The sequence below is a fragment of the Nocardia sp. NPDC056541 genome (assembly GCF_042794235.1).
Classification (GTDB): domain Bacteria; phylum Actinomycetota; class Actinomycetes; order Mycobacteriales; family Mycobacteriaceae; genus Nocardia.
Genome location: NZ_JBHTUD010000002.1, coordinates 419,262 through 442,607, shown reverse-complemented (window position 1 = coordinate 442,607; position 23,346 = coordinate 419,262). Strand labels below are relative to the sequence as shown.

Sequence of the window (23,346 nt, the reverse complement as noted above, 5' to 3'; positions counted from 1 at the left end):
GGGCTGTGGCGGTCCGGCAGGTGGAGGTGATCGGGCCGCTGGCCGCGTCCGATCGGGTCGGTGCGCTGGCGGCTGATCGGGCGGCCATATGTGACCGCGGCGATCGACGAGGCCACTAAATCTGTTCCGGGCCTGGTGATCACCCTCGAAGCCCTTCGGCGACCTCGGTGGGATTGTGTTTGGCGCACATGGCGATCGACAAACGTCCCTGACTGGAACAGATCAGGGTGGAGGCCATGTGGCCGATGAGCGGCGAACCACTCGAGCTGTACGTGGACAACGCATCGGAGTTCAAGAGCGAGGCTCTGCGCCGCGGCTGCGAATAACACGGCATCCGGGTCGAACACCGGCCCCTGGGTGGCGCGCACTACGGCGGAGTCGTTGAACGGCTGATCTGGACCATGATGCGGCTGATACACGAACTGCTGGGCACCACGTTCTCCGATCCGGGTGAGCGAGGTGACTACAACAGCGACGCGAAAGCTGTTCTGACGCTGGCCGAACTGCGGCAGTGGATGGCTCTGTCCGTGTCCTGCTGCCACGGCGAACCCCACGACAGCCTGGGCGGTCGCACCCCGGCAGGGATTGTGGAGCAGATGCGCCACATCACCGACACCGCGACCCGATCCAGCCGCAAGGCCCGCCGCGACGGCCAGTGCCGCCGCAACAACACCCCAACCAGGCAGAGCCCGTACCCGGTGGTGCCGCCACCGCCTACCGACACGGTTCCCGGCTCGGTGAAACCGTTCGAGGTGATCGAGCAGCGGCGAATATCGTTGACCCGGTAGATCTGTCGCATCTGCATCCGGGCGCGCAGCGGATCGCGATGTTGCCCGTCGAAGAACGGATCAGGTATGTGCCTACGGATCGCTGGATCGGCTACACCCGCGCCAGCGACGCGCTGACCCGATTGGAGACGCTGCCGACCACGCCCAGTAAGCAGCGGATGCCGAACCTGCTGCTGATCGGGGCGACCAACAACAAGTCGATGATCATCGAGAAGTTCCGGCGCGACCATTCACCGGTGTCGCATCCCGATCGGGAGGAGATACCAGTACTCACGGTGTAGATGCACTCGGGTCCCGCGGTGACTCGCTTCTACACTGCGGTCCTGGCGGCATTGGGAGCTCCGATGCGAACCCGGGCGCCGCGGCCGGACGAGCTCGAACAGCTGGTGCTGCGGCTGTTGCGCGCTACGGGTGTTCGGATACTCGTGATCGGCGAACTGCACAACGTGTTGAGTGACCGCGAAAGCGGCGCCCGACGGGAGTTCTACAACACCACCGCCGAAGAGGTCGACGACCAGCGCGCGTACTTGATCCGCTACGGCGTTCCACCGGGATTTCTGTCTCTGGCCCCGCAACCGTGGTGGGGACGTTCGGTCACCCCTGACGAGGCCGCGGTGATCCGGGTGCATCACCGAGGACGATCTGGGGCAGCTACGGGCGCGGATGATGCCGTGACCAGTAGAAGGTTTTGCCACGATTCGTGTCGGACCCGGTTCGATGCCGGCACGTCATCATGGATAACGACGACAGCGCTGGCGAACAGGTCGAACGCCGCGTCTCCGAAGCCGATCTCGGGCGGCTACGCGCCCAACTCAGCTCGTGACGGCGGCAGCCCTAAGGTAGCTGTAGACGGTTGCCCGACTGCCTTCAATTCCGCCTGTCCACGCGACGGTCGGCGGTCGACGGCGCTGCCGCCCAACTCGCGCATGGCGCATGCTCAGCGAAGAAGGTGGCCGCTACAGCGACTAACGGCACCCCGGTGGCATGCTCAAAGTAATCATCGAGCAATTATTGTTCACCGAGAACATAAATACGAAGCAATCCTCGAGCTAATTTATCAAACTCAGGGATATAATCCCGCCTGGAACGATCGGGCCGAGATAATCGGCAAGTGTGATGTGTGTCATATTGGCCTTGCATGCGAAAGACGGCGGGTTTTATGTTTGTTGCGGGCGCCTCAGAGCGCCACTCATACTCGGGGGGAGGTGATGAAGTGATGCAGAAGAAGCAGAAGTACAGCGCGCCGCGACTTGCCAAGGTCGGTTCCTTCCGGAAAGACACCGGAAATCTCCGTCGTGGCATTCCGGAGCCAGTCATCGTGATCCCGCTCGGCGGGTAATTCCGGCATTCTACGGGGAGGGGCGGACAACGTAATGGAAGAGTACTTCATAGTTTTACCGGACTCTGAGGGGCTTCTCGAAACCTTGACGCCCCTCCCTCTGCCGAAAATTCGGCAAAGATTCAACTACCCTTCCGGGAACGCATGGATAATAGGTAGTTGGAATCCAAATTGGGCAGTATCCGCACATGGCCGAGAATCATCGATCGTCATGATCGGTCCCAGCCACGTCCCGCAGACGACTCACATCGACAAATACGTTTCCGATCCTACTGTGCATCGACTCGATACCCTGGCACACGAAATTCACGGCAGCCAGTACATTATTGCATGGGACGGCTCGTCGACACACGTTCATGGGTCGGGATCGGGCATGCGGAAGGTATTTCACACTCGAGTACAGGGGGTACCTATCGCGGGTAGTCGCGCCGACTATTTGGCCCGACTTCGTGGCGTTGAACTGGACGAGTACCAATTGGCTCTCAGGTTGATGGACTACGTTCCCCACCCCTTGGATGTGAATCCTGTCTGGAGTGGCGTGAACGCGGTGCCGCCAGGCCACGGAGTGCGCATCGCTGGGACCAGGGAGCCCTCGCTCCGTCAGTGGTGGAGCCCTCCTCGCGCCGAACTCGGTCTGGAAGAAGGCGCTGCGAGGGTCAGACATGCCCTCGAACTCGCGGTCCGCGCCCGCACTTCCACTGTCGATCGCATCAGCTGCGACCTCTCTGGGGGTCTGGACTCAACGCCGATCACCCATCTCGTGTCAGCCTCGACCGACCGGTTCACGGCCCGTACCATAGCGAGCCGTGATCCCGCTGACGCAGACATGGATTGGGCGAACCGATCAGCATCCTCACTCGACAACCTCGACCGCGTCATCGTCGCTCCCGCGGATCTACCTCTGTTCTACTCCGGGCTCCTGGAATCTGTTCACCGGACAGACGAACCCGCAACCACCTTGCTGGATCCGCGCAGACAGTTCGCCGGCTACGAACATTTGCGAGCAGAGAACCGACAGGTGCATCTGACCGGGATCGGAGGCGATCATCTGTTCACTCCGCCCATGACTCATGTCCGCGACCAACTTCGTCGCCACCCCGCGCGAGCAGTACGGCACCTCAGGGCGCACCGCGTCCAGGAGAAGTGGACACAGGCCGCAACCCTACGATCCTTGACGCGGCGCGAATCGTACGCTCGGTGGCTCGAGCGGGCTGCGGCATCGGTCATGGCGGGCCACAAGTCGGGGACGGGTAGCACGCCGGATGTTCTCGGGTGGGATATGTTTCCACACATGCCCCTCTGGGCAACCGATCATGCGCGGCGAATGGCACGTTCCGCATTGTCGGAAGCTGCTGAGAACGCGCGACCGTTGCACACCGGACGAGGGATCAGCGCAGATCTCTACGCGATCCAGTTCGGCACGCGTACGACGCGAATACTGCATCAAATGAGCGAACAAAGCGGCATAGCGATGGAGTCGCCGTTCTTCGATGATCGCGTCGTCGAGGCAGCTCTGTCCGTCGAGCCTCTCCTCCGGGCCAGCCCATGGGATTTCAAAACACTCATCAAAGAAGCTATGCGGCCGATCATTGATCCAGCGCTTCTCAACCGCCAGACAAAAGGCACTGGGTCGTCCGATAAGGCTGATGGCCTTACGCTTCATGCGTCTACTATCATCGATACGGTGGTCTCGTCGAGGCTCGCGGAACGCGGACTCGTAGATGCACACCGGATACGTGAAATCCTTGAGCGCAACCCGACCGATATAGCGCTGGTAGCCGGCGGTCTGGATAATACGTTGGCCAACACCCTTTGGGTGGAGGCAGTCGAGGGGAACCGATGGCGAAACTGACAGCGCACGTAGATCTCGCAAAGACCGACAACGGGGCTATTCTGTTGAATTCTCGAACGGGCGCCTACTGGGAAGTCAACGACACGGGGCGACACATCATAGAAGCTCTGATCGAGTCCGGATCCCGAGAAGCGGCCGCGCAGGCCATCGTCGAGAAATTCGACGTGAGCCTCGAACAAGCCGAAGCGGACATCAAAAAAATTGTGGAAGAATTGTCAGAGGCGGGATTGCTGACCGAATGACATACCAATCAGTAATGGAATCGCCGCGCTTTCCATCGCCTACGCGCCAACGTGTCGTCGCTCTCGCGGCAATTCCGATCGCGGCTGCTATCACGCGGCTGTCCGCTGAGCATCTTCGTCGATGCTTGGAGCAGTTGAGGCGAGGTGCTCGCCCGGCGACGTACCAGGAAGCGCTTGCCTGCCGCGACGCCGTGGTCAGCGTCAGCTTGCGGTGTGCGAGTAGGGAGGGCTGCCTGCTGCGCTCTGTGAGCGCTGCTGTCGCCTGCCGACTCCAAGGCAGGTGGCCCACATGGAGTGTCGGTGTGCAGACCAGGTCACCCTTCGGCGCTCACGCATGGATAGAGGTGGATGGGCACATGGTCAACGAGCTGATCCCGGACGACTCCATGAGCCGGTTGTTCTCCGTCCCACCAATTGAACGGCGGCGATAGCGTGACCTCTACCGACTCGATCGTCGATGCGCGCACCGGTTCTGGCTCTACCCGCAAAGTCGGGTATCGAGACCTGCTGAGGCTGCTGGGCACTCACCGCGGAGAGATGATCGGGGGCGGAGTACTGCTCGCGATCGGCACCGGTCTGAGTCTGCTGAACCCGTTGATCACCATGCGTATCATCGACGCCGTCTCCGCCGGATCCGCGGTACTCGGCCTGGTTTGCCTGCTTGCCGCAGCGATAGTGACGCAGGGCGCGTTCGATGTTGCAGGGACCTATGTGACCGCCAGAGCCGGAGAACGGGTCGTTCTCGGGCTGCGCACACGGCTGATCGATCATCTCCTGCGACTGCGTATGCGAGTGTTCGACACTGCACGAGTGGGTGATCTCAGCTCACGTCTGAGCGTCGACACCTCGTTGTTGCGCGAGAACGCGGTAACAACGGTGGTCCAGCTCGTCATCTCCGCGGGTGCCGTTCTTGCCGCTGTGTCCCTGATGTCCTGGATCAGCATTCCGTTGACGCTTGTTTCCCTGGCCACGACGTTGCTCACAGCGTTCATCGTCACTCGCGCGTTGTCGGGAATACGGCTCGCTGCGGAGCGAATCCAGACCAGCATCGGCGATCTGTCCTCGGATGCTGAACGTGCTCTGAGTTCCATCAAAACCGTACGCGCGAGCCACGCGACAGACCGCGAGACCCAACGCCTCGCCGGCAAAGCACACGACGCCTATGGAAGCGGGCTGTCCGCGGCACGCCTGGAAGCGGTCATCCAGCCGACGACTCTGATCGTTGCGAATGCTTCTTTTCTGATCGTGATCCTGGTCGGTGGCAGCTTCGTGGCAGCAGGGCGGCTTTCGTTGAGTGAATTGGTCGCTTTCCTGCTCTATTCCAATCTGCTGGCAACACCAGTGTCGGGTGCTGTAGCTCTGCTCGGATCCCTGCAACGCGGGATGGCATCGTTTCAACGCGTCGACGAGGCGTTTTCACTCGAGGCCGAAGAAGACCACCGACCAGCAGCAGACCGAGGTCGAGAGACTACGGGACACGTTGACGGCCTCGACGCGCCGCGTCGCCCGGCCACGCTTCAGTTCGAAGACGTGTCGTTCGCATACCGCCCCGGCAGCCCTGTCTTGCACAGTGTGTCGTTCGCCGTCGAACCGGGCACCCAGATCGCCTTGGTCGGCCGGTCTGGAAGCGGGAAGAGCACAATCCTCTCGCTCATCGAGCGCTTCTATCGACCCGACAGCGGATCGATCACTTTCGATGGTGAAGACATCTGGGGTCTGCCTCTTCGGCACTACCGCAGCGGGATCTCGTACGTGGAGCAGGACTCCCCCGTGATGGACGGCACGATACGAGACAACCTGGTGTACATGGTGCCCGACGCCTCCGAGGACGATATCGCCACAGCAGCTGTCATGTCCGGGTTCGACGAGGTGATAGACCGGCTCGGCGACGGGCTCGAATCCCTGGTCGGTGAACACGGAAAGACACTCTCTGGTGGGGAGCGGCAACGACTCGCGATTGCGCGAGCGCTGCTTGCCAAGTCTCGGCTGCTTCTACTCGACGAACCAACCGCCAACCTGGACCCGATCAGCGAGAAGGCAATAGCCGAGACGCTGCGAAACCTGCGCGGCAGATGCACGGTGGTCATCGTGGCGCACCGCTTTTCCACCGTGCGCAACGCCGATTCGATCGTGGTCATGAACGGCGGAACTATTGAGGCCACAGGGTCACACGACACTCTCCTCGCGACCAACCCCTACTATCAGCAGCTCACCCGAGACTCCATACTCGATGAGGGCACGAACAACCACCGATTCGAAACCCCACTTCCTGGCGCAAGCGAGGCCCGCAACGCCTGAGCTGCCGGAGCTGTCGATTCACGAGCCTGCGCGTTTGACGAGGCTTCGAACACTGGCGTGTCTCAAACCGCCTGCGCTACAAGCCTCCGGTTCAAACCGCACCGCGGACACGGCGAGTACGGAGCACGGAAATCTCCGAAGCCGTCTCACGCCGGCTCAGCTCGTGACAGCCCCGGCCCGCAGATAGCTGTAGACGGTTTCACGACTGATTCCGAACTCCTTGGCCAGCGTCGACTTCCGCTCGCCTGCCGCTGCGCGCTCGCGCAACTGGTCGCTCTGAGCGTCGGTGAGTGCGGGGTTTGCGGCCGGTGTAGATGCCACGCACCTTGGCCGCGGCGATGCCCTCGCGTTGGCATTCGAGGATCGGGGAGCGTTCGAACTCGGCGAATGCTCCCATCACCGATAGCAGCAACGTCGCCATCGGTGAGTCCTCGCCGGTGACCGTCAACGATTCCTTGACGAACTCCACCCGCACCCCTTTGCCTGTCCGCTGAGCGACACTCTCACCACAAGCCGTCTATCGAACATACATTCGAACACGTTGTAGACTGGGGCTCATGTCGCTGCCCCTGCAAGGTTCACTGTTCGACGGTGATGCGATTGCCCTGGGTTCGATCGAGGCGATCCGGCGCACCCCACTCGACGCGACCAGCTGGGTCGATGTGCTGCCCGGCTGGCTGAGCGGCGCGAGCCGGCTGTTCGATCGACTGGCCGAACGCGTTCCCTGGCACGCCGAACGCAGGCCGATGTACGACCGGGTCGTGGACGTGCCGCGACTGGTGTCGTTCTTCGGGGAGAACGACCCGCTCCCCGATCACATTCTGGTCGATGCGCGGGCGGCCTTGACCGCGCATTACGCGGCGGAACTCGGTGAACCGTTCCGCACGGCCGGGCTGTGTTTCTACCGCGACGGTCGGGACAGCGTCGCCTGGCACGGCGACACGATCGGCCGCGGCGCCACCCACGACACGATGGTCGCGATCGTCTCGGTCGGAGCGCCGCGCGCTCTGCTGCTGCGCCCGCGCGGCGGTGGCGCGAGCGTCCGGTTCACGGCCGGGCACGGGGATCTCCTGGTGATGGGCGGGGCATGTCAGCGCACCTGGGAACACGCGGTCCCCAAGACCGCACGCCCCGTCGGACCCCGCATCAGCATCCAGTTCCGCCCCCGCGGGGTCCGGTGACCCGACCACGTCCGTCGGACTGATTCCGTCGAAACACTTTCCGTTGCGATGGCCGGTTTGCGATCGTCACCGGCGCGACGGTGCGCACACCGACTGGCCGGCGATCGGTGATGCCCGCACGGTTGGCCGGCAGTACTGCACCCAGGCCGAGCTGCACAGTCACATTCGTCGCCAACTGGACAATATTGTCGCCCAGGCCATTTCGCTGTCGGACACCGCGATCATCACCGATGCCGAATCGGAAGCCGTGCTCCGCCAACTGCGCCGCTGGGCAATCGCCGCCCAGGAAGTCCTCGACTACCGCTGCGCCGACACCGACAACGGCGTCGAGGTCGGCACGGTCTATCGCGCGAAGGGCGGGCCAGGGACTATGTCTGGCTGGGGATCGTCCGGGGCTGACGGATGTCGGCGACGTGGCGGATTGTCGGTCGCTGGTCGTAGGATCCGGGGATGGGGAGTTCACTTCTGCCGCATGTGCGGGCATCGAACGCGCTGACGGGGCGGTGGTGCGAAACGTTCGAGGGCGGGGACGCGGTGGTGTCGGGGGCCGGATTGTGGCCGTTGCTCGCTGTGTTGGCCGGGGCTGCTTCCGGCCCGGCCAGGGATGAGCTCGCTGCCGCGGTGGGAGTTCCGGCGGAGCAGGCGCATGCGGCGGGGCTGGACATGCTGAAATCGCTGGATACTTCGCGGGAGGTGTCGACGGCGATCGGGGCGTGGGTCCGGGCGGGGCTGACCTTGCGCGAGGAGTGGGTTCGCAGTATGCCCGCCGGGACGGTCGGTGAGCTGGGCGATCCGGCGGCACTGGATGCGTGGGCGAACGAGCAGACCCGGGGGTTGATCAAGAAATTTCCGGTACCGATCACCTCGGACACGGCGCTCGCGCTGGCGACCGCGCTGATGGCACGCACCCGCTGGGTGACGGCGTTCGACGAGATCCTCTACACACCGGAAACCGGTCCGTGGCAAGGACATCGGGGACCCGGCCTGTACCGCACGAGCCATCCCGACGGCAGTGTGTCGGTACTCGACGACGAAGTGACCCGGGTGATCGTCACCGGCAAGGGCGAACTGGACGTGCACGTGCTGATCGGCGCGAATCCGCGGCACGGTCTGGCCACAGGCCTCGCAGCTCTGGACGGGACCGTCGAGGTGCGGACAGAACTGCCTGTCGGCACGACGGCACCCTGTCTATCGGTGAGTCGACGGGAGACCTTCGGCGGTGGCGACTCCGTGGTGCTGACCATGCCACCGTTCGAGGTGGAGAACAAGCACAACCTCGCTTGCCATGCGGCGATGTTCGGCCTGTCCACCTCGATGAACGTTCCCGGTTCCCATTTCGCCGGACTCGCAGCTGATCCGCTGGCGCTGGACGCTGCGGGTCAGGACGTCATCGCACGCTTCGACGCCGAAGGCTTCGAAGCGGCTGCCGTCACGGCCGTGGCGATGCGCCTCGGCGGTGTTCCGCAGAAGACATGGTCGACGATCACATCGGTGAACGTCGACCGCCCCTTCGGATTCATCGCGGTAGACCGGCCGACCGGCCTCGTCTTGGTCGCGGGTCAGGTCACGAAGCCGCCGGTGGAATGGGTTCGGCCGGTCGGTGTGGAACCGGCGGGCCGACGAAACCCGGGGCCGCCGTGGTGAGATCGGTAATCGACATTGCCGAAGCCGTTGCTCAGCAACAGGATTCGGTTTCGATACGGCTAGTGGAGGCCGTATCCTGGTAGCAGTCCGCAGTCAGGTGCACAGGGGGTCGTGGTGATCGTCGTTGTCGCGGACGAGAGCGAACTCGAAGGCGCGGAACAGATCGTCGGCGCGGCGCTCCGTGACCAGGCGTTTCGGGCGGGCGGCGTCGCCGTGTTCCGCTGTCACGTACCGGAGAACCGGGGTGGGTCGGTCGAGGTCGACGCGTTGGTGTGCACGCCGCAGAGCGTGACCATCGTGGAGGTGAAGGGTTTCACCGCCCGTCAGGAAGGCACCCTCGCCACCCCACCGAACGGCCCGTGGACCATCGACGGCGAACCGGCGGCGCTCTATCACGCCGTCCGGGTGCCGAACCCGTTCGTCCAGGTGCGCCGACAGGTGTTCGCGGCCAAGAGCCTGCTGCAGCAATCCGGGATCTTCGGCTGGGTGAACGCGGTGATCGCGCTGGTCGCGCAGCCCGGCGCCGAGATCACCATCGAGGAAACCAGGATCGCCGACGGGTACCGCGCGGTGCTGATCGATCGCGACGACGCCGGCGCGTTGCACGACTATTTCCAGGCCGAGAGCGGGCGCACGGTCCGGCTCAGCATCGATGACGTCACCCGGGTGTTCGGCGCGTTGAACCTGGGCCATCTGCTGCCTTCCCCCGATGAGCTGACAGCACAGGGCTTTCCGGCCGCGCTCGACCCGGCGACCACTTCCCGGCCCATCGCCCCGACCGCTGTGGAGCTCGGCTCCCCCTCGGAGACAGCTGTTTCCGACACCACATCGGATTCCCCTGCGGCGTCGACCGGTTCGGCTCGCGCATCTACACCCGCGTTTCTCGCCGCGATCGACAGACTCGCTCATCGACCCCCTACCGCGGCTCATCCCGAGGATCCGACGTCGGTGCCCGCTGAACGCGAGACGGAATCCCCTTCTTCGAGTGAAGGTTTCACCGGCGCGCAAGCCGACGAGTCCGACGACGCGGCGTTATCGGCCACAGCGATCGGACCACCCGACGAGCCGATACCCAGCGCCGAATCCGCCGAACCGGTGACTGACCGAACTTCACCCCCCGACGGTGCCGAACAAGACTCGCCCCAGGACGACAACCCGGAGCACGAGCCAACCGCTGAGGGCACTGCTCCGGACAGGGAAAGCGTTACACGCGCTGAGCCTTTCGACGACGACACGATCGATCTGGACGAACCCGCGCTCGGTGAAGTAGCCGAATCATCGGACGGTCAGCCCGAAAGCACTGTCTCACTGAGCAAATCCGTCGCAGCCGATGAATCGGTCGCGATCGACGATCCACCGACCGATGGCATCGAACGCCACGAACCCACGCCCGGGGACGAAGTGGCCGCTGCGGGCACATCCGCTGGTTCCGGCGAAAACCGCACTGCCGAGTGGGCTCCCGCGGTCGGTACAGTGGCCGCGTCGGGCGCTGCTGCCGCGGTCGGTGCCGCCGGGTCGGCCCGCGAGACCGAATCGCGAAGTACCCCTTCCCCGGCGTACACCCCCGCCGTCGCACCGTCGTATCGTTCCCCGGAAACCCCAGCGCCCCAGCGACACCCGGAGCACTGGTCCGATTGGGTCGAACACGACCGAACGACGCGGCAGCCGACCCTCTCGCAGAAATGGCGGTCGTGGCGTCGCGGGGACGGCCCGTCACTGCTCGAGCGGTGGCACAACCGTCCCGTTCGGGAGCGGAGTGCCCCCAGGCGGGGCCTGCGAGTCGGGCCCGGTGTCGCTTTGCTGCTGTTCATCGCGCTGTTCGGAGCCGGGTTCTTCGCGATCGCGGCGGTGCAGGCGAGCCGATTCGAGATGTCGGACTACGACCGGATGTGTGGCGAGGACAAGAAGCCGTTCCCGAACGCCGCGCCCTACGAGCGCGACGGCGCGCGCCCGATCTATCTGTCCGGTGACCTCACGACCATGGTCCACCCGAACGATCCGACCGCGTGGAACCCGGACGACCCGTCGACCGTGCAGCTCATCGCCTGCATGAAGCAGCTGGAACTGCGCGACCTCGTGCAGACCTGCCAGTACGGCCCCTCCCCCGGCGCACCGGTGGGGCGCACCGTCAACCTCTTCCGCGCCACCTACGAGGTCGCCGTCTACGAACTCCGTACCGGACGCGAGGTCGCCAAGGCCACCATGCTCGGTGAACGCTATTCCGACAACCCGGCCAACACCGACCAGGACCGCTGCCGGGCGGCCGCCGACGCCCCCGACTATCTCGGCCGCCGCCTCGGCCAACCCTCGACAGCCCAGCTCACCGGCTTCCTCGCCCCACTGGTCCACGCCCCCCGCTGAACCGCTTGACCTCGAGCGCACTCGAGGTAGCAGGATTCACCTCGTGCCCCGAGCACAACCCGACACCGCGCCTACCCAGCGTCGGTCGCGCCTCCGCCGGTTTCCTCGTACACCCACCGGCGGAGGCCGTCGGGCTCACAGCGGGGCATCTGCGGCGACCCGCACGACCTCGGCGAGATGCGGATCCAGTTCGCCCGACTCGAAGCGAGTCGTGCCGATCACATGCCAGAACTGGCCCGCGACGTTGCCCTCGTATTTGTATCGCCCGTCGGGCGTCAACGCGGCCCATCCTTCGGGCAGTCCGAGCAACACCGCGCGAATCGAGGGCGCCGCCCCCTGATCCGCCGCACCGGACCACAACACGACGTTTCCGTCTTCGCTACCGCTGGCGAGTAGATCGCCCGACGCGTCGAACGCCAAGGTCGACACCCGGCGGCGATGACCTTCCAAGGTGTGCAGATGCCGACCGGTGTCCATGTCCCACAGCCGGATCACCAGGTCGTCTCCCGCGGTGGCGAGGATGCCCCGCTGGGCGTCGACGGCCGCCGACCAGAGTTTTCCGGTGTGCCGCGTCAATTCGTGCACCGGCTCGCCCGACGCAACGTCCCAGATCCGTGCCGTGCCGTCCCAGGAGACGCTGGCGACGCGGTTGCCGTGAAATGCCACCCCGTACACCCGGTCTCGGTGCCCGCGCAGAGTGTGCAAGCACCGCCCCGACTCCACGTCCCAGATCCGAACGACGGAGTCGTCGCAGCCCGAGGCCATCAGCGCCCCGTCCGCGCTGAAGGCCAGGGACCGAACCCTGCCTCGGTGCTCGCGGTAGATCCCGTACTGGGCGCCGGTCGCACGGTTCCAGATCGTCACTGTGTCATCGTCGTTCGCCGTCGCGATCAGTTCACCGAAGGGGTTGAACGCGATCGCCCAGATCGGCGCATCCTCGATGCTGATGTGGCGCTCATAGGAGTCGGCGTCGAGGTTGAACAGGCTGAGTCTGCCGTCGTTGCCCACCATCGCGAGCTGCCCTGGTCGCACCGTGCTGAACAGCGCCGACTCGAAGGTCAGCAGGTGGTCGTCGCTGCCGGTCAGCGTGCGAACGAGACGTCCGGTGACGGTGTCCCACAGCCGGACGACGCCGTCGTTGCCCCGGGTGGACAGCATCGCCGAATCGGCGCTGAAGCCCACCGCTGTCGTTCGGCGGCCGTGCCCGGTGAGCAGGTATCGGCAGGCTCCGGTGACCGGATCCCAGAAACGCGTGGTGAATTGGTCGTCGGTCACCACGAGCTGGGCGCCGTCGGGCCGGAAAGCGAACGGCCAGATGGATCCGGTGTGGGCGGTGAGACGATGCCGCAGCTGACCGGTCTCGGACGCACGCAGGCAGACGAGCCCCGCACTGTCCCCGGAGGCCAGCAGCTCTCCCGACGGGTCGTACGACACCCAATAGATCGCCGCGCTGTGTTCGGTCGGGGCGTGCAGCACTTCTCCGGTGTCGGTATTCCAGACGCGGAGCAGCCCGTCGGTGTCCCCGCTGGCCAGCACGTCCCGGGACGGGTGGAAGGCCAGCGTGTAGATGCGTCCGGTGTGACCGGTCAACCTGCCGGTGAGCGTGCAGGTGACGGGGTCCCAGAGCGTCAGTAGTCCGTCTACTCCACCTACCGCTATCCGGGTTCCCGAGGAGTCGAAGGCGATGCGGTAGGCGGCGCCGCCCGCTGCCTGGAATTCCCCTGTTTGCCTGCCGGTTTCGATGTCCCACAGGCGTACCATGCCGTTGCCGTAGGCGGCGGCCAGCGTCCGACCGTGCAGGGCGATGCTGTAGATCAAGGTCATGCCGTGTTCGGGTGGCAGACACTCGTGACGCAGATCGCCGCTGGGCAACGACCACAGCCGCAGCACACCACGCGCGTCACCGGTGGCCAGCAGATCACCGCCGGGACCGAGCAGCACCGGCCACGGCCACTGTTCGTGCCCCCGCAGAATCCGGCGGAGTTCCCCACTGACGGCATCCCAGATGCCGACCGTTCCGTCGCCGGAGCCGGTGATCAGGACCTGGTCGGTGTACGCGACCGCGAAGGTGCGCGCGCGGTGGGTCTGCAGCATCCGCAGCGGCCGGCCGGTGTCGGCGTCACAGATCAGCACGCCCCCGTCGTCACTGCCGACCGCGACCGTACTGCCGTCCTGGCTGTACGCGACGGGCTGGGGCAGTCTGCCTCGACTGGCATGGAATCCGTGCCGAACGCCCAGTGCGGCAGGCGCGAATTCGGTCTGCACCGATCCGCCGGGTACTACGGCCGCGCCGCGCAGATCCGCCCCCGAGGCCTGCCCGATCACGTCCAGGAGTGCGGCGCGCTGCCAGCGGCTACCCCTGCCACGCGCGCCGGTCAGGTCGGTACGGATCAGGCGCGCCCTGGTGAGATCAGCGTCGGTCAGATCAGCGCTGACGAGGCGTGCGTCGTCCAGCCGCGCCGCGACCAGCCGCGCACCGCGCAGCACCGCGTGGGTCAGATTCGCGCCGATCAACCGCGCACCACTGAGATCGGCGCCGCTCAGATCGACCCCTTGCAGGTCGCGGTAGGAGAGGTCCTCGCCGGCCAACATCGCGCCGCGCAGGTCCGAGCTCGGCGCCGTGCGCAGCCGGGTGGTGATCCGCAACGCGTTGGTGCGTGAGTTCGGGTCGGCGTCGGAGTCGGACAACACCGACTCCGCCCAGGTACGCAGCGTGCGCGGGTCGGCGAGATCGCACAGGAAATCTATGATGAGCAAAGACAATTGGGCTTGCGCGAGGTGTGGTGCACTCACGCCCGCACCGAGAAGGCGGGCGAGGTGATCGGCCACCAGCCATTCGGTCACCGAGGAATGGATGAAACCGAACAGGTCGTCGTCGGTACGCACCAGCAGGCTGCCCGAACCGATGGCGTGCGCCGACTGCTGCACCGACATGCGATCGCGGACCGCGGTGTCGGTGAGTTCCCGTGCCACTTCCGACAATTCGGCCGCACGCAGATAGGGCCTGCCTGTCTCCCACACCCGCAGCGCGAAAGCCGTTACCGCCTTCCACAATTCGTCCAGCCCCAGTCCCGGCAGCGATCCGGCCACGGTAGCCGTGCGATCCACCTCGTAGCGAAGCCAGGAATCGAGGATCTCCCGATACAAGGCGGCCGGGCCGATGGCATTGGTTGTTCCCGCGGCCGCGCGCAACCGGCGTTCCTCGAGATCGGCGATGAAGCTGAGCATGCGCGGGTTCTGTGCCAGCCCGAGCAGGTCCTGGATGCCCCTGATCAACTGCATTCTGGCGTCGGCACGCCGCGTGTCACCCCCGTAGCGATTGGTGAGGAAGGTATGGATCTGTGGCGGCGCGAACTCCTCGATGCTGATGATGCGCCGGTCGTCGAGCAGACCGACCCGCTCGCCCAACGCCGTCAACACCTGGGCCCTGGACTCGAAGTGCTGAGTCCGGCTGGCCACGATGATCTTCGCCTTGCCGACGGCGGCCTGCAGGAGGGTCTCGAGATGGTCGGCGGCGAACTCGTAGCTGATCCTGGTCACCAGTTCGTCGAAGCCGTCGAACAACAGCACCACCCGGCCTTCGCGCAGCATGTAGCGCAATGCCTTCAGATCGATCCGGTCTTCGCCGTGATTGGCCAGATGGGCGGCGACCAGTCCGTCGACCGAGTGGGTCTTGTCGAGCGCGCACAGGTCGATCAGGATCGGAATCAGCGCGGGCGTCGACTCGCTGATCCGGCGGGCGAGCTCACGCAGCGCGAACGTCTTGCCACGCCCGAAGTCACCGAGCAGCAGTACGAACCAGCCGTGATCGGCGGTCACCACGCCCATGAGTTCGGCGATCAGATCGTCGCGAATCGCGGTTTCGTTCTCCTCCAGCAGCCGAAACCGTTGTGGTACATACAACTCGGGTGGGTAGCGCCGGTCGGTGCGCAGGTCGAGCACCTGGCGGGCGAGGTAGTCGGTCAGATCGAGCATGCCCTGGAATTCCAGGAAGCTGCGGATGCGCAACCCGTGACCCGCTGCCTCCTCCCGCAGCGAGCGGGCCGGAACCGCGCCACGATAAACGAGCTCGGATCCGAATTCCGGGTCGTGCGCCAGGAAATCCTCGACCACCTGTCTGGTCAGATCTCCCACGTGGGCGCCGATGCGCCACTGCGCCGCCATCCCGTCACGATGATGGGTGACAAACAGGTGCGGCGGGTCCGCCTCGACCCGCCTGATCCGCGCGCCGGGGTAGCGCGCCGCACAGACCTCGATGACGCGCTCCAGCAGACGCCCCTGCGGATCGACCACGGGCGCCGAGTCACCGGCCTGTTCACCGGAATCCGGATCTTCGGTCCCCGCGGATTCGATCATCTTCGTCTCGGCGGGCGCGGCCAGGGCCGCGGCCACATTCGACCAGGACACGGGGATGACCGTGCGTTCGACCTCTCCATCATGGTGCTGGGCGGGATAGCGCGACATGCCCTCGGCCGTCAGGTGGATGATCTCCGCGCTCCCCGGGGCCGCGGCGGGCAGCACCGGCAGCACGCCCCCCAGCAGATCGGCGTGCACGCCACCGGGTCCCGGCCCGTGCAGCAACACATTCAACCGGTTGCCGAGCAGCCGGGAGACCGTCGTCGCGTCACGAAGAAGCGCTGGGTCGGTTCGCGCGGCCCCCGCACCCGGCATCGGATCGTGGCGCACCACACCCAGGCGTAACCATCCGCGTGCCTCGAACGCGCGTAGTTGCTCGGAGAACCACGCGACCTGGGTCTGCCCCACGCTGCCGTAGTCGTCTTCCTGACGATGCGTCGCGGCGATCGTCGAATTCAGTCCCGCGACAACAATTCGCAAGTCCGCGATGGGAAACAGGGTCCATGGTTGCCCGGCGTCGAACACCAGATGATCCAGGCCCTGGTACAACTCGCCGAACATGCGCTCGAACTGTTCGAGTTTCTCGAAATACGGCGGTTGCGGCAGCCGGTCGCGTGACTCGCAGCGCAGAAAGTAGCTCTCGCACGCCTTCTTCGACACGTCGTGATTGCCGGGTACGACGATCAGGCGATCAGGCTCGAGGCCCAGCAGAATGCGCAGGCCGGTGAGGAAGGCAAGCGCGTCGTCGACCTCGCGCGGGTGGCCCGATTCGGTGAGGTCACCCGAGACGACGATCACATCCGGTGACGGCACGCCCTGATCGGACAGGTGGATGACATCGGCCCAGATACGTGATTGCAGTTCGCCGGGACCGTCCGGCTCGTCGCGCCCGAACAGACCGCGCCCGAACCGGGGGCCCGCGACATGCAGCACCGAGAGCCCGTTGCGCGCTTCGCGTGAACTGCCCGCGCCCGGAAAGCTCGGTGGCACAGCGGGAGTCCGCCGACGCTCCACGGCCTGTGCCGGGCCGAAACCATTCGGAACGGGCCGATCCCGCACCGCCGCACCGGAACCCGACGGGAACTCCGGTCCGCGCGCCGGTTTGGCTCGACCGTCACGCATGTGACCGACGCGATCGAGCAGGGTGTTCCGCGCGGTCTCGGCGCTGGCGACATTCACCAGATCCAGATAGGTGCGCGTGGCGAGCAGACCCTCCAGCGCGCAATCGGCGACCCGCACCGGCAGCAACTTGTGCTCGTCGGTGCGAATTGCCGCCTGCCACTCCATCGTTCCGTAATGGGAGGTCAGGTAGCTGTCGGACAGGATGGCGATCACGATGGCCGAATCGCGCACACCACGGTCCATGAAGTCGATGAAGTTCGTCCCCGGCACGAAGTCCCACGCCTGGATCAGCGTGCGGAATCCGGCGGTCTCCAATTGCCACGCCACCCAGGTGGCCCAGCGTTCGTCAGCCGGCGAATAGCTGATGAAGAAGAATTCACGTGCCCACCCCAGGTCCGTCACACCGTCGAGTATGCGCCCGAATGATCACCGCGGCAGACTCTTGGCGGGACGAGCACGCGTCCGGTAAGCCGCAATGCGATCATGGATCGGTGTCCGAAAAGGTCGACCCGCACCGCCGCGTCACGCCACCGCAGTGGTGGGCACGGCTACCACGACCACGGCTGTCGGTGCTGGATCGGATTCGCGTCGGCCTGCTGCTCGTCGGGTTGACCTTCGTCGCGACCGGACTGCTGCCCCGCGCCGAGGCGGCGGCGAACCTGCGTCGCGTCGGGCCGTTGCTGCTGTTTCTCGCCAGCGTGATCGTGCTGGCCGAACTCACCAGGGAAGCCAAGGTTTTCGATGTCATCGCGCATCGGATCGCGATCGTCGGACGCGGAAACTACCTCGCCCTGTTCGCACTGTGCGTGACATTCGCCTCGGCGACAACGATTCTGCTGAACCTCGACACCACCGCCGTGCTGCTGACCCCGGTCATGCTCGCGCTCGCGGGACCGACGCGCATCCCGCCGCTGCCGCTGGCGATCACCACGCTGTGGCTGGCCAACACCGCCAGCCTGCTGTTGCCCGTGTCCAATCTGACGAATCTGCTGGCGGCGGATCGGATCGCCAAGAGCTCCACCGAATTCGCGGCGAGTATGTGGGCGCCCCAGCTCGCCTCGATCACGGTGACGATGCTGTTCCTGTGGCTGTGGTACTGGCGTCGTGATCGTCGCGACGCCGACCGCTACGTGCCGCCGGAGCCCATCCGCACCGAGGGAATGCGTGCGCGGACATTGCTTTACGCGACCGCCGGTGCGTGCTTGCTGTTCATCCTCGCGATTCCGGTGGTCGGTGATCAGATCGGTCTCGCCGCGGTGGTGGCCGCCGCGATCGCGGTCGTCGCCTTCGCGATTCTGCGGCCCGCAGCGCTGCGGTGGTCGCTGATCCCGTTCCAGTTGCTGATCTTCGTCGTCGGATTGTTCCTGGTGGTGCCGACATTGAGCCGATGGGGACTCAACGACATCATGCACGGCCTGATCGGCGTCGACGACGGTGTCGCCGGGGCGTTCCGCGCGGCGGCCGCGGGGGCGGGCCTGTCCAACGTGGCCAACAATCTGCCTGCCTACACCGCCGGGGAATCCGTGATCCCGGTGGAGAACGGGACACAGCTGCTCGCGCTGCTCATCGGCACGAACGTCGGGCCGGTCGTCACGCCGTGGGCATCGCTGGCAACGCTGATCGGACTGGAGTTCTGTCGCACCCACGAGGTGCGCGTTCCGATGCTCCGGTTCGTCTGCACCGGATTCGCACTGGCCGTGGTCGCGACGGCCGCCGCGGTCACCGCGCTGCTGCTCATCGCCTGACTTCTCGACTTCCCGACCCGCCGACCCGGTCGCGCGGCCTATCCTGGAATCACCGAACTGGGAGGGGGCGGGATGTCGCGACTGCTGAACTGGTTGCGTACCAACGTCGATGGCGCGCTGGCGCTGACCATCGCGGTGATCATCGGCGCGATCGCCGTGATGGATCCACTGTCGAATCAGATCGAGCTCGAACCGGCGGTCATCGACGGCGCAGTGCTGCTCGTGCTCGCTCTGCTCGCGACCACCCTGCTGCGTGACCGACGGATCGCCACCAAAGCGGTCCGCGACGCGACCGCGGTCCATCTGCTCTACGGACCCGAGATCGGCCACGCGCACACCCTCGCCCGCCGCGACACCGAGCAGTGGATCTTCAAGGGCGGCACCGGAACCTACATTCGAGCCGTCACTTTGCGCGCGTGTGTGGAGAACGCGCGCCGTGAACAACGCCCCCTGCGCATGCAGATCGAGATCCTCGATCCGTCGAACGAGGCGCTGTGCAAGACCTACGCGCAGTTCCGGTCCTCGCTCACCCCGGAAGCCGACCGCACCGGCGAGCAGTGGACCACTGAGCGCACTCGCAAGGAGGCCTACGCGACGGTGCTCGCGGCGTGCTGGTACCGCCAACGGTTCACCTTCCTCACCATCGACGTCGGGTTGTCCGCGGTGATGACGACCTTCCGTTGGGACCTCTCGTCGAGTTGCGTCATCGTCACGCAGGACAACCCGAACACCCCGGCGCTCATGTTCGAACGCGACCGGCCCTACTACCGTGACTTCAGCCGCGAACTGGTCGCCAGTTTCAAACAGACCCGCCAGGTTCCGTTGTATCGGTGCGAGGACCTGCCGTTGGCGGACGAACCCTCCGTCGACCAGACCAGGCGACTCTTCGACGCGCTGGGATTGGGTCTGCCGACCTCGTTCACCGACCGCGACGTCGCCGACATCGTGCGCCGTGCGCTCCAGCCGAGAAACCCGTACTGATGCCCGCCTACACCCGGCTCCGTTCGCTGCTCACCGCTGCGGGCGCGACCGCCGAGGTGCGTGCCTGGGTGCACGATTATCTGGCCGACGTGGCAGCAGGCGTGGTCGAGGTCGTCGCGGTCCGACATCCGTTGGGGTTCACCTGTTTTCCGGTGTGGCGACAGGAGGGCCGCGGCATCTGCCTGCATGTATGGAGTACCGACCGGCCCGCCGCGCCGACGACATCGATGGTGCACGCCCATAGCTGGAATCTGGTCAGTCATGTCCTGTACGGCACGGTCGTCAACGAGATCATCGATGTCTCGGCCGATTCGGACGCGGGCACACATCGGGTTTTCGAGGTTCGTAGCGACACCGACGGCGATACCGTCCACGCCACCCGCCGCTCGGTCCGATACCGCAGCCGATCGCGCGAGGTGTTCCGCGACGGCGACGTGTACACGTTGCCGCACAGCGAGTTCCACGTCACCGACGTGTTGAGCGCCGCCGCCACCATCGTGTTGGGCGAACACATCCCCGGCGAGCTCGACCTGTCGCTGGGCGATCCCGGCACCACCGATCATCGTGTCGAACGCACACCGCACAGTTCCCAGCGAACGCGGGAACTGGCCGAAGCCGTCCTGGCGCGCCTGCGAACGGATTGCCCCGCGAATGGCCTGGAGGAACGGTGCGACACAGCGAATTCATAGATCTCACACTCGAACGCGACGTCATCGAGCGCGCCGCCGCGACCGCACGTGACACCGCGATCCGCGCCGGGCAGCTCATCCACTCACGTCTGACTCAGCCGCTCGGTATCCGGGTCAAGGACGCGGGCGGCGACCTGGTCAGCGATCTGGACCTCGGCGCCGAGGAGATCATTCTTCGCGATCTGCGCCGAGCGTTCCCCCACCACCGCGTCATCGCCGAAGAATCCGGCGAACTCCGCGGCGAGCCGGAATGGTGCTGGTTCGTCGACCCGCTCGACGGCACCAACAATCTCGCAGTCGGTCTGCCGGTGTTCAGCATCGGTATCGCGTTGTGCCACTTCGGGACCCCGGTTCTGGGTGTCGTGCACGAACCGATGACCGGCAACACCTGGTCGGCCATTCGGGGACGAGGCGCGGCAGGGCCGCACGGTGCGCTGCGACGCCAGGTGCCGCCGCGACCGCCCGGCGATCCAGTGCTGGCATGGTTGCAGGGGTATCCGGTCGGCCGTACCGACACCACCGCCATCGCCCTTCGACTCGCGCTGGAAACCCATTCCCGACGTCTCATCCAGCTGTGGTCACCCCTGCTGTGCTGGATCATGCTGAGCCGTGGGCTGATACACGGATTCGTCGGCTACCGCGCCGGGTTGATCGACTTCCCCGCAGGTAGCGTGATCGCTCGTGAATGCGGCATCGAGATCACCGACTTCGACCGAACTCCGCTGCCCGAATCCATCGATGATCCGTCGAGCGAAGTGAGCTTCCTCGCCGGTGGGCCGGTCGCTGTCGACGAGCTGGCACAGCTCGTGAAGTCCGTCGTGCGCAAACCGGAGCCTCCCGCTAGCCTGTAGCGCATCGCACCGGACGAATGACCGGCGATGTCGGCGAAAAGGGGTGGCCGCCATGAGTTTTCCCGCACGCATCGTCGCTGCTGCGGTGTGGATCAAGAGCAATTTCGAAAGCGCGATCGCCATTGTTCTTGCTGTCACGCTGAGCGTGCTCGGGCTGGTCGACCCCACCAGGCAAGAGCTGCTGACCAAGGTCATCCCACTCACTCTCGGCGTGATCGCCTTCGCCGTTCTGCGTGACCGATGGCGACAGGAGGCGATGAACGCACAGGTACGACAGTCCCTCACCGATATCGCGCACACGCTGGACGAGCTGAACGACCGGCGCGACCGGGCCTCGGCGATCGACGAACTGCTCACCAGCACCCAGCGCACGCTCGACAGCTTGTCGGCCGTCCGATTCGCCAAGGGCGACGAGGTATCGGACGTGCTCGCCGAGGCACGGACCGAAACCGATCGCTGGATCTTCAAAGGCGGGACCGGGGCTCACACCCGCGTTGTCACGCTGCCCGATTGCTTGCACCGGGCTCATCGCAATCGCCGAGAGCTGCTGGTCCGCCTGGAAATTCTCGATCCGACCGATCGCGACCTCTGTTCGCGTTACGCCGCGCTCTACCGCTCGCTGGCCGAAGGCGCCGACGACGACGCGCGCACCTGGACGGCCAAGGGCACTCAGATCGAGGTGTACGCCACCATCGCCGCGGCATGCTGGCACAAACAACGACTGCCGCAGCTCCTCGACATCCAGATCGGCCTGACGTCGTCGGTGTCGCTGTTCCGGTGGGACCTGTCCACCCGCTTTCTGATCGTCACCCAGCGCGGACCGCGGTTCCCCGCCATGATCATCGAGCGCGACCGCCCCTACTACGACTCCTGGAACATCGAACTCAGGACCAGCTTCGCCGAATCCCGGCCGGTCGCGATCGACCGCGCGACGTCCGTACGGCTCGACGACGAGCCGACTGTCGAACAGGTACGCGACCTGTTCGACACCCTGGGCATGGGCCTGCCCGGCGATTTCGACGATGCCGACGTCACCGACATCATCACGAAAGCACTCCAGGACCACGATCGAGCGGTCCGGGGCGCGGGCGACACGGCAGCGTAGGGCTCGCCCCGCGGTATGCGTGCGAGACGGCAGCCGCGATGCGAGTTCGATTGCGCCGGTGGCAAGCTGGCGGGGTGGAGCAGCCGAACATCCCGCAGGGACAACAGACTGGGCAGCCGGCGCGACCGAGTGATCAGTGGCGACCGCCCCGCGGTCGTCGCACACGGCCGGGCTATCGGGAGCAACAGGCGCGCACTGCGCGCTTGTTCGGCGGCAAACGTAAGTGGGTTCTGCTCGGGCTGGTCGCGCTCGTGCCGATCAGCGCGGTCGGGTTGATGGCCTGGGGTCTGCTCTCGCCGCGATCGGACACGGAGCGAACCGGCGATTGCGGGTACTACACCGATCCGACCCGCGGTGGCTGGGACTTTCATCGACGCGCATGCGCCGACCCCGACGCGGCGTTGATCATCACCAGCGCGTGGAGTACGCAGAAATGCGCGACCGGTGACATGGACTTCTCGCGGAGTCGCCGGAAGTACACCAGCAGCCCCATGAAGTACCTGTGCACTCACCTCAACGCGAAAGTCGGTGAGTGTGTCAACGACCCGGGCAACGTGAAGCTCCATCTCGACCGTCTACGCAAGGTCCCCTGTGGCGCAGGGGCATTCGAGGTCGATACTCGCGTCGAAGCCGAGGACCGGAACGTCTGCGACGCGACGCGGAAGCGGTTTCGCGAGACGAAAGCGGTGATCCACACCTCACCGGCGGTCTCGTTCTGCCTGCACAAGATCTGACCGGGCCCGCGTACGACAACAGCCGCACGTTCACTCGGAACGTGCGGCTGCGGGAACG

16 protein-coding genes and 3 pseudogenes are annotated in these 23,346 nt (G+C 65.5%); 17 read left to right on the top strand and 2 right to left on the bottom strand.

Annotation, left to right across the window (positions count from 1 at the left end; translation table 11 throughout):
- Window positions 1-75: 75 nt before the first annotated feature.
- The 7 genes and pseudogenes from ACFQ9R_RS04965 to ACFQ9R_RS04935 form a co-directional block, all read left to right on the top strand.
- A pseudogene (locus ACFQ9R_RS04965) lies at window positions 76-788 on the top strand (transposase family protein); the annotation flags it as partial.
- A gap of 38 nt (window positions 789-826) precedes the next feature.
- A pseudogene (locus tag ACFQ9R_RS04960) lies at window positions 827-1,280 on the top strand (TniB family NTP-binding protein); the annotation flags it as partial.
- Window positions 1,281-2,004: 724 nt separating this feature from the next.
- Window positions 2,005-2,127: a keywimysin-related RiPP gene (locus ACFQ9R_RS04955; RefSeq protein ID WP_378989042.1), complete on the top strand. Its 123-nt coding sequence runs from the start codon at window positions 2,005-2,007 to the stop codon at window positions 2,125-2,127.
- Window positions 2,128-2,161: 34 nt separating this feature from the next.
- Window positions 2,162-3,979, top strand: coding sequence for an asparagine synthase-related protein (locus ACFQ9R_RS04950; RefSeq protein WP_378989041.1), 1,818 nt, complete (start codon window positions 2,162-2,164; stop codon window positions 3,977-3,979).
- A complete protein-coding gene (locus tag ACFQ9R_RS04945) occupies window positions 3,967-4,221 on the top strand; it encodes a lasso peptide biosynthesis PqqD family chaperone (RefSeq protein ID WP_378989040.1) in 255 nt (84 codons plus the stop codon). The genes ACFQ9R_RS04950 and ACFQ9R_RS04945 overlap by 13 nt, the downstream gene beginning before the upstream one ends.
- Window positions 4,218-4,652 carry a lasso peptide biosynthesis B2 protein gene (locus ACFQ9R_RS04940; protein ID WP_378989039.1) on the top strand — a complete coding sequence of 145 codons (435 nt, stop codon included), beginning with the start codon at window positions 4,218-4,220 and terminating at the stop codon, window positions 4,650-4,652. Before ACFQ9R_RS04945 ends, ACFQ9R_RS04940 begins: the two co-directional genes overlap by 4 nt.
- Before the next feature lies 1 nt (window position 4,653).
- Window positions 4,654-6,519 (top strand): ABC transporter ATP-binding protein, encoded by a 1,866-nt coding sequence (locus ACFQ9R_RS04935; protein ID WP_378989038.1) that lies wholly within the window; start codon window positions 4,654-4,656, stop codon window positions 6,517-6,519.
- A gap of 156 nt (window positions 6,520-6,675) precedes the next feature.
- Here the strand turns inward: ACFQ9R_RS04935 and ACFQ9R_RS04930 are convergent.
- Window positions 6,676-7,006: pseudogene (locus tag ACFQ9R_RS04930) on the bottom strand (helix-turn-helix domain-containing protein); the annotation flags it as partial.
- A 70-nt stretch (window positions 7,007-7,076) separates the two neighbouring features.
- On the opposite strand from ACFQ9R_RS04930, the gene ACFQ9R_RS04925 reads away from it, so the two are divergent.
- The 4 genes from ACFQ9R_RS04925 (at window position 7,077) to ACFQ9R_RS04910 (ending at window position 11,705) form a co-directional block, all read left to right on the top strand.
- Window positions 7,077-7,700: an alpha-ketoglutarate-dependent dioxygenase AlkB gene (locus ACFQ9R_RS04925; RefSeq protein ID WP_378989037.1), complete on the top strand. Its 624-nt coding sequence runs from the start codon at window positions 7,077-7,079 to the stop codon at window positions 7,698-7,700.
- A gap of 43 nt (window positions 7,701-7,743) precedes the next feature.
- Window positions 7,744-8,196 carry a hypothetical protein gene (locus tag ACFQ9R_RS04920; RefSeq protein ID WP_378989036.1) on the top strand — a complete coding sequence of 151 codons (453 nt, stop codon included), beginning with the start codon at window positions 7,744-7,746 and terminating at the stop codon, window positions 8,194-8,196.
- Entirely contained in the window at window positions 8,151-9,344 is a 1,194-nt protein-coding gene (locus tag ACFQ9R_RS04915; RefSeq protein ID WP_378989035.1) for a serpin family protein, read from the top strand. The genes ACFQ9R_RS04920 and ACFQ9R_RS04915 overlap by 46 nt, the downstream gene beginning before the upstream one ends.
- Window positions 9,345-9,455: 111 nt before the next feature.
- Entirely contained in the window at window positions 9,456-11,705 is a 2,250-nt protein-coding gene (locus ACFQ9R_RS04910; protein WP_378989034.1) for an NERD domain-containing protein, read from the top strand.
- Window positions 11,706-11,840: 135 nt separating this feature from the next.
- On the opposite strand, the gene ACFQ9R_RS04905 is transcribed toward ACFQ9R_RS04910, so the two are convergent.
- Entirely contained in the window at window positions 11,841-17,585 is a 5,745-nt protein-coding gene (locus tag ACFQ9R_RS04905) for a TIR domain-containing protein (RefSeq protein WP_378989033.1), read from the bottom strand.
- 89 nt (window positions 17,586-17,674) lie between these two features.
- Here ACFQ9R_RS04905 and ACFQ9R_RS04900 point away from each other — a divergent pair, with 89 nt between their 5' ends.
- The 6 genes from ACFQ9R_RS04900 (at window position 17,675) to ACFQ9R_RS04875 (ending at window position 23,288) form a co-directional block, all read left to right on the top strand.
- On the top strand, window positions 17,675-18,928 hold the full coding sequence (locus ACFQ9R_RS04900) for an SLC13 family permease (RefSeq protein WP_378989032.1): 1,254 nt from the start codon (window positions 17,675-17,677) through the stop codon (window positions 18,926-18,928).
- Between the two features lie 72 nt (window positions 18,929-19,000).
- Window positions 19,001-19,909 carry a hypothetical protein gene (locus ACFQ9R_RS04895; protein WP_378989031.1) on the top strand — a complete coding sequence of 303 codons (909 nt, stop codon included), beginning with the start codon at window positions 19,001-19,003 and terminating at the stop codon, window positions 19,907-19,909.
- The gene (locus ACFQ9R_RS04890; RefSeq protein ID WP_378989030.1) at window positions 19,909-20,598 is read left to right on the top strand and encodes a hypothetical protein; all 690 of its coding nucleotides are present in this window, start codon (window positions 19,909-19,911) and stop codon (window positions 20,596-20,598) included. The genes ACFQ9R_RS04895 and ACFQ9R_RS04890 overlap by 1 nt, the downstream gene beginning before the upstream one ends.
- The gene (locus tag ACFQ9R_RS04885; RefSeq protein WP_378989029.1) at window positions 20,577-21,449 is read left to right on the top strand and encodes an inositol monophosphatase family protein; all 873 of its coding nucleotides are present in this window, start codon (window positions 20,577-20,579) and stop codon (window positions 21,447-21,449) included. The genes ACFQ9R_RS04890 and ACFQ9R_RS04885 overlap by 22 nt, the downstream gene beginning before the upstream one ends.
- A gap of 52 nt (window positions 21,450-21,501) precedes the next feature.
- The gene (locus ACFQ9R_RS04880) at window positions 21,502-22,554 is read left to right on the top strand and encodes a hypothetical protein (RefSeq protein ID WP_378989028.1); all 1,053 of its coding nucleotides are present in this window, start codon (window positions 21,502-21,504) and stop codon (window positions 22,552-22,554) included.
- A 203-nt stretch (window positions 22,555-22,757) separates the two neighbouring features.
- Window positions 22,758-23,288 carry a hypothetical protein gene (locus ACFQ9R_RS04875; protein ID WP_378989027.1) on the top strand — a complete coding sequence of 177 codons (531 nt, stop codon included), beginning with the start codon at window positions 22,758-22,760 and terminating at the stop codon, window positions 23,286-23,288.
- The last annotated feature ends 58 nt before the right edge of the window (window positions 23,289-23,346 follow it).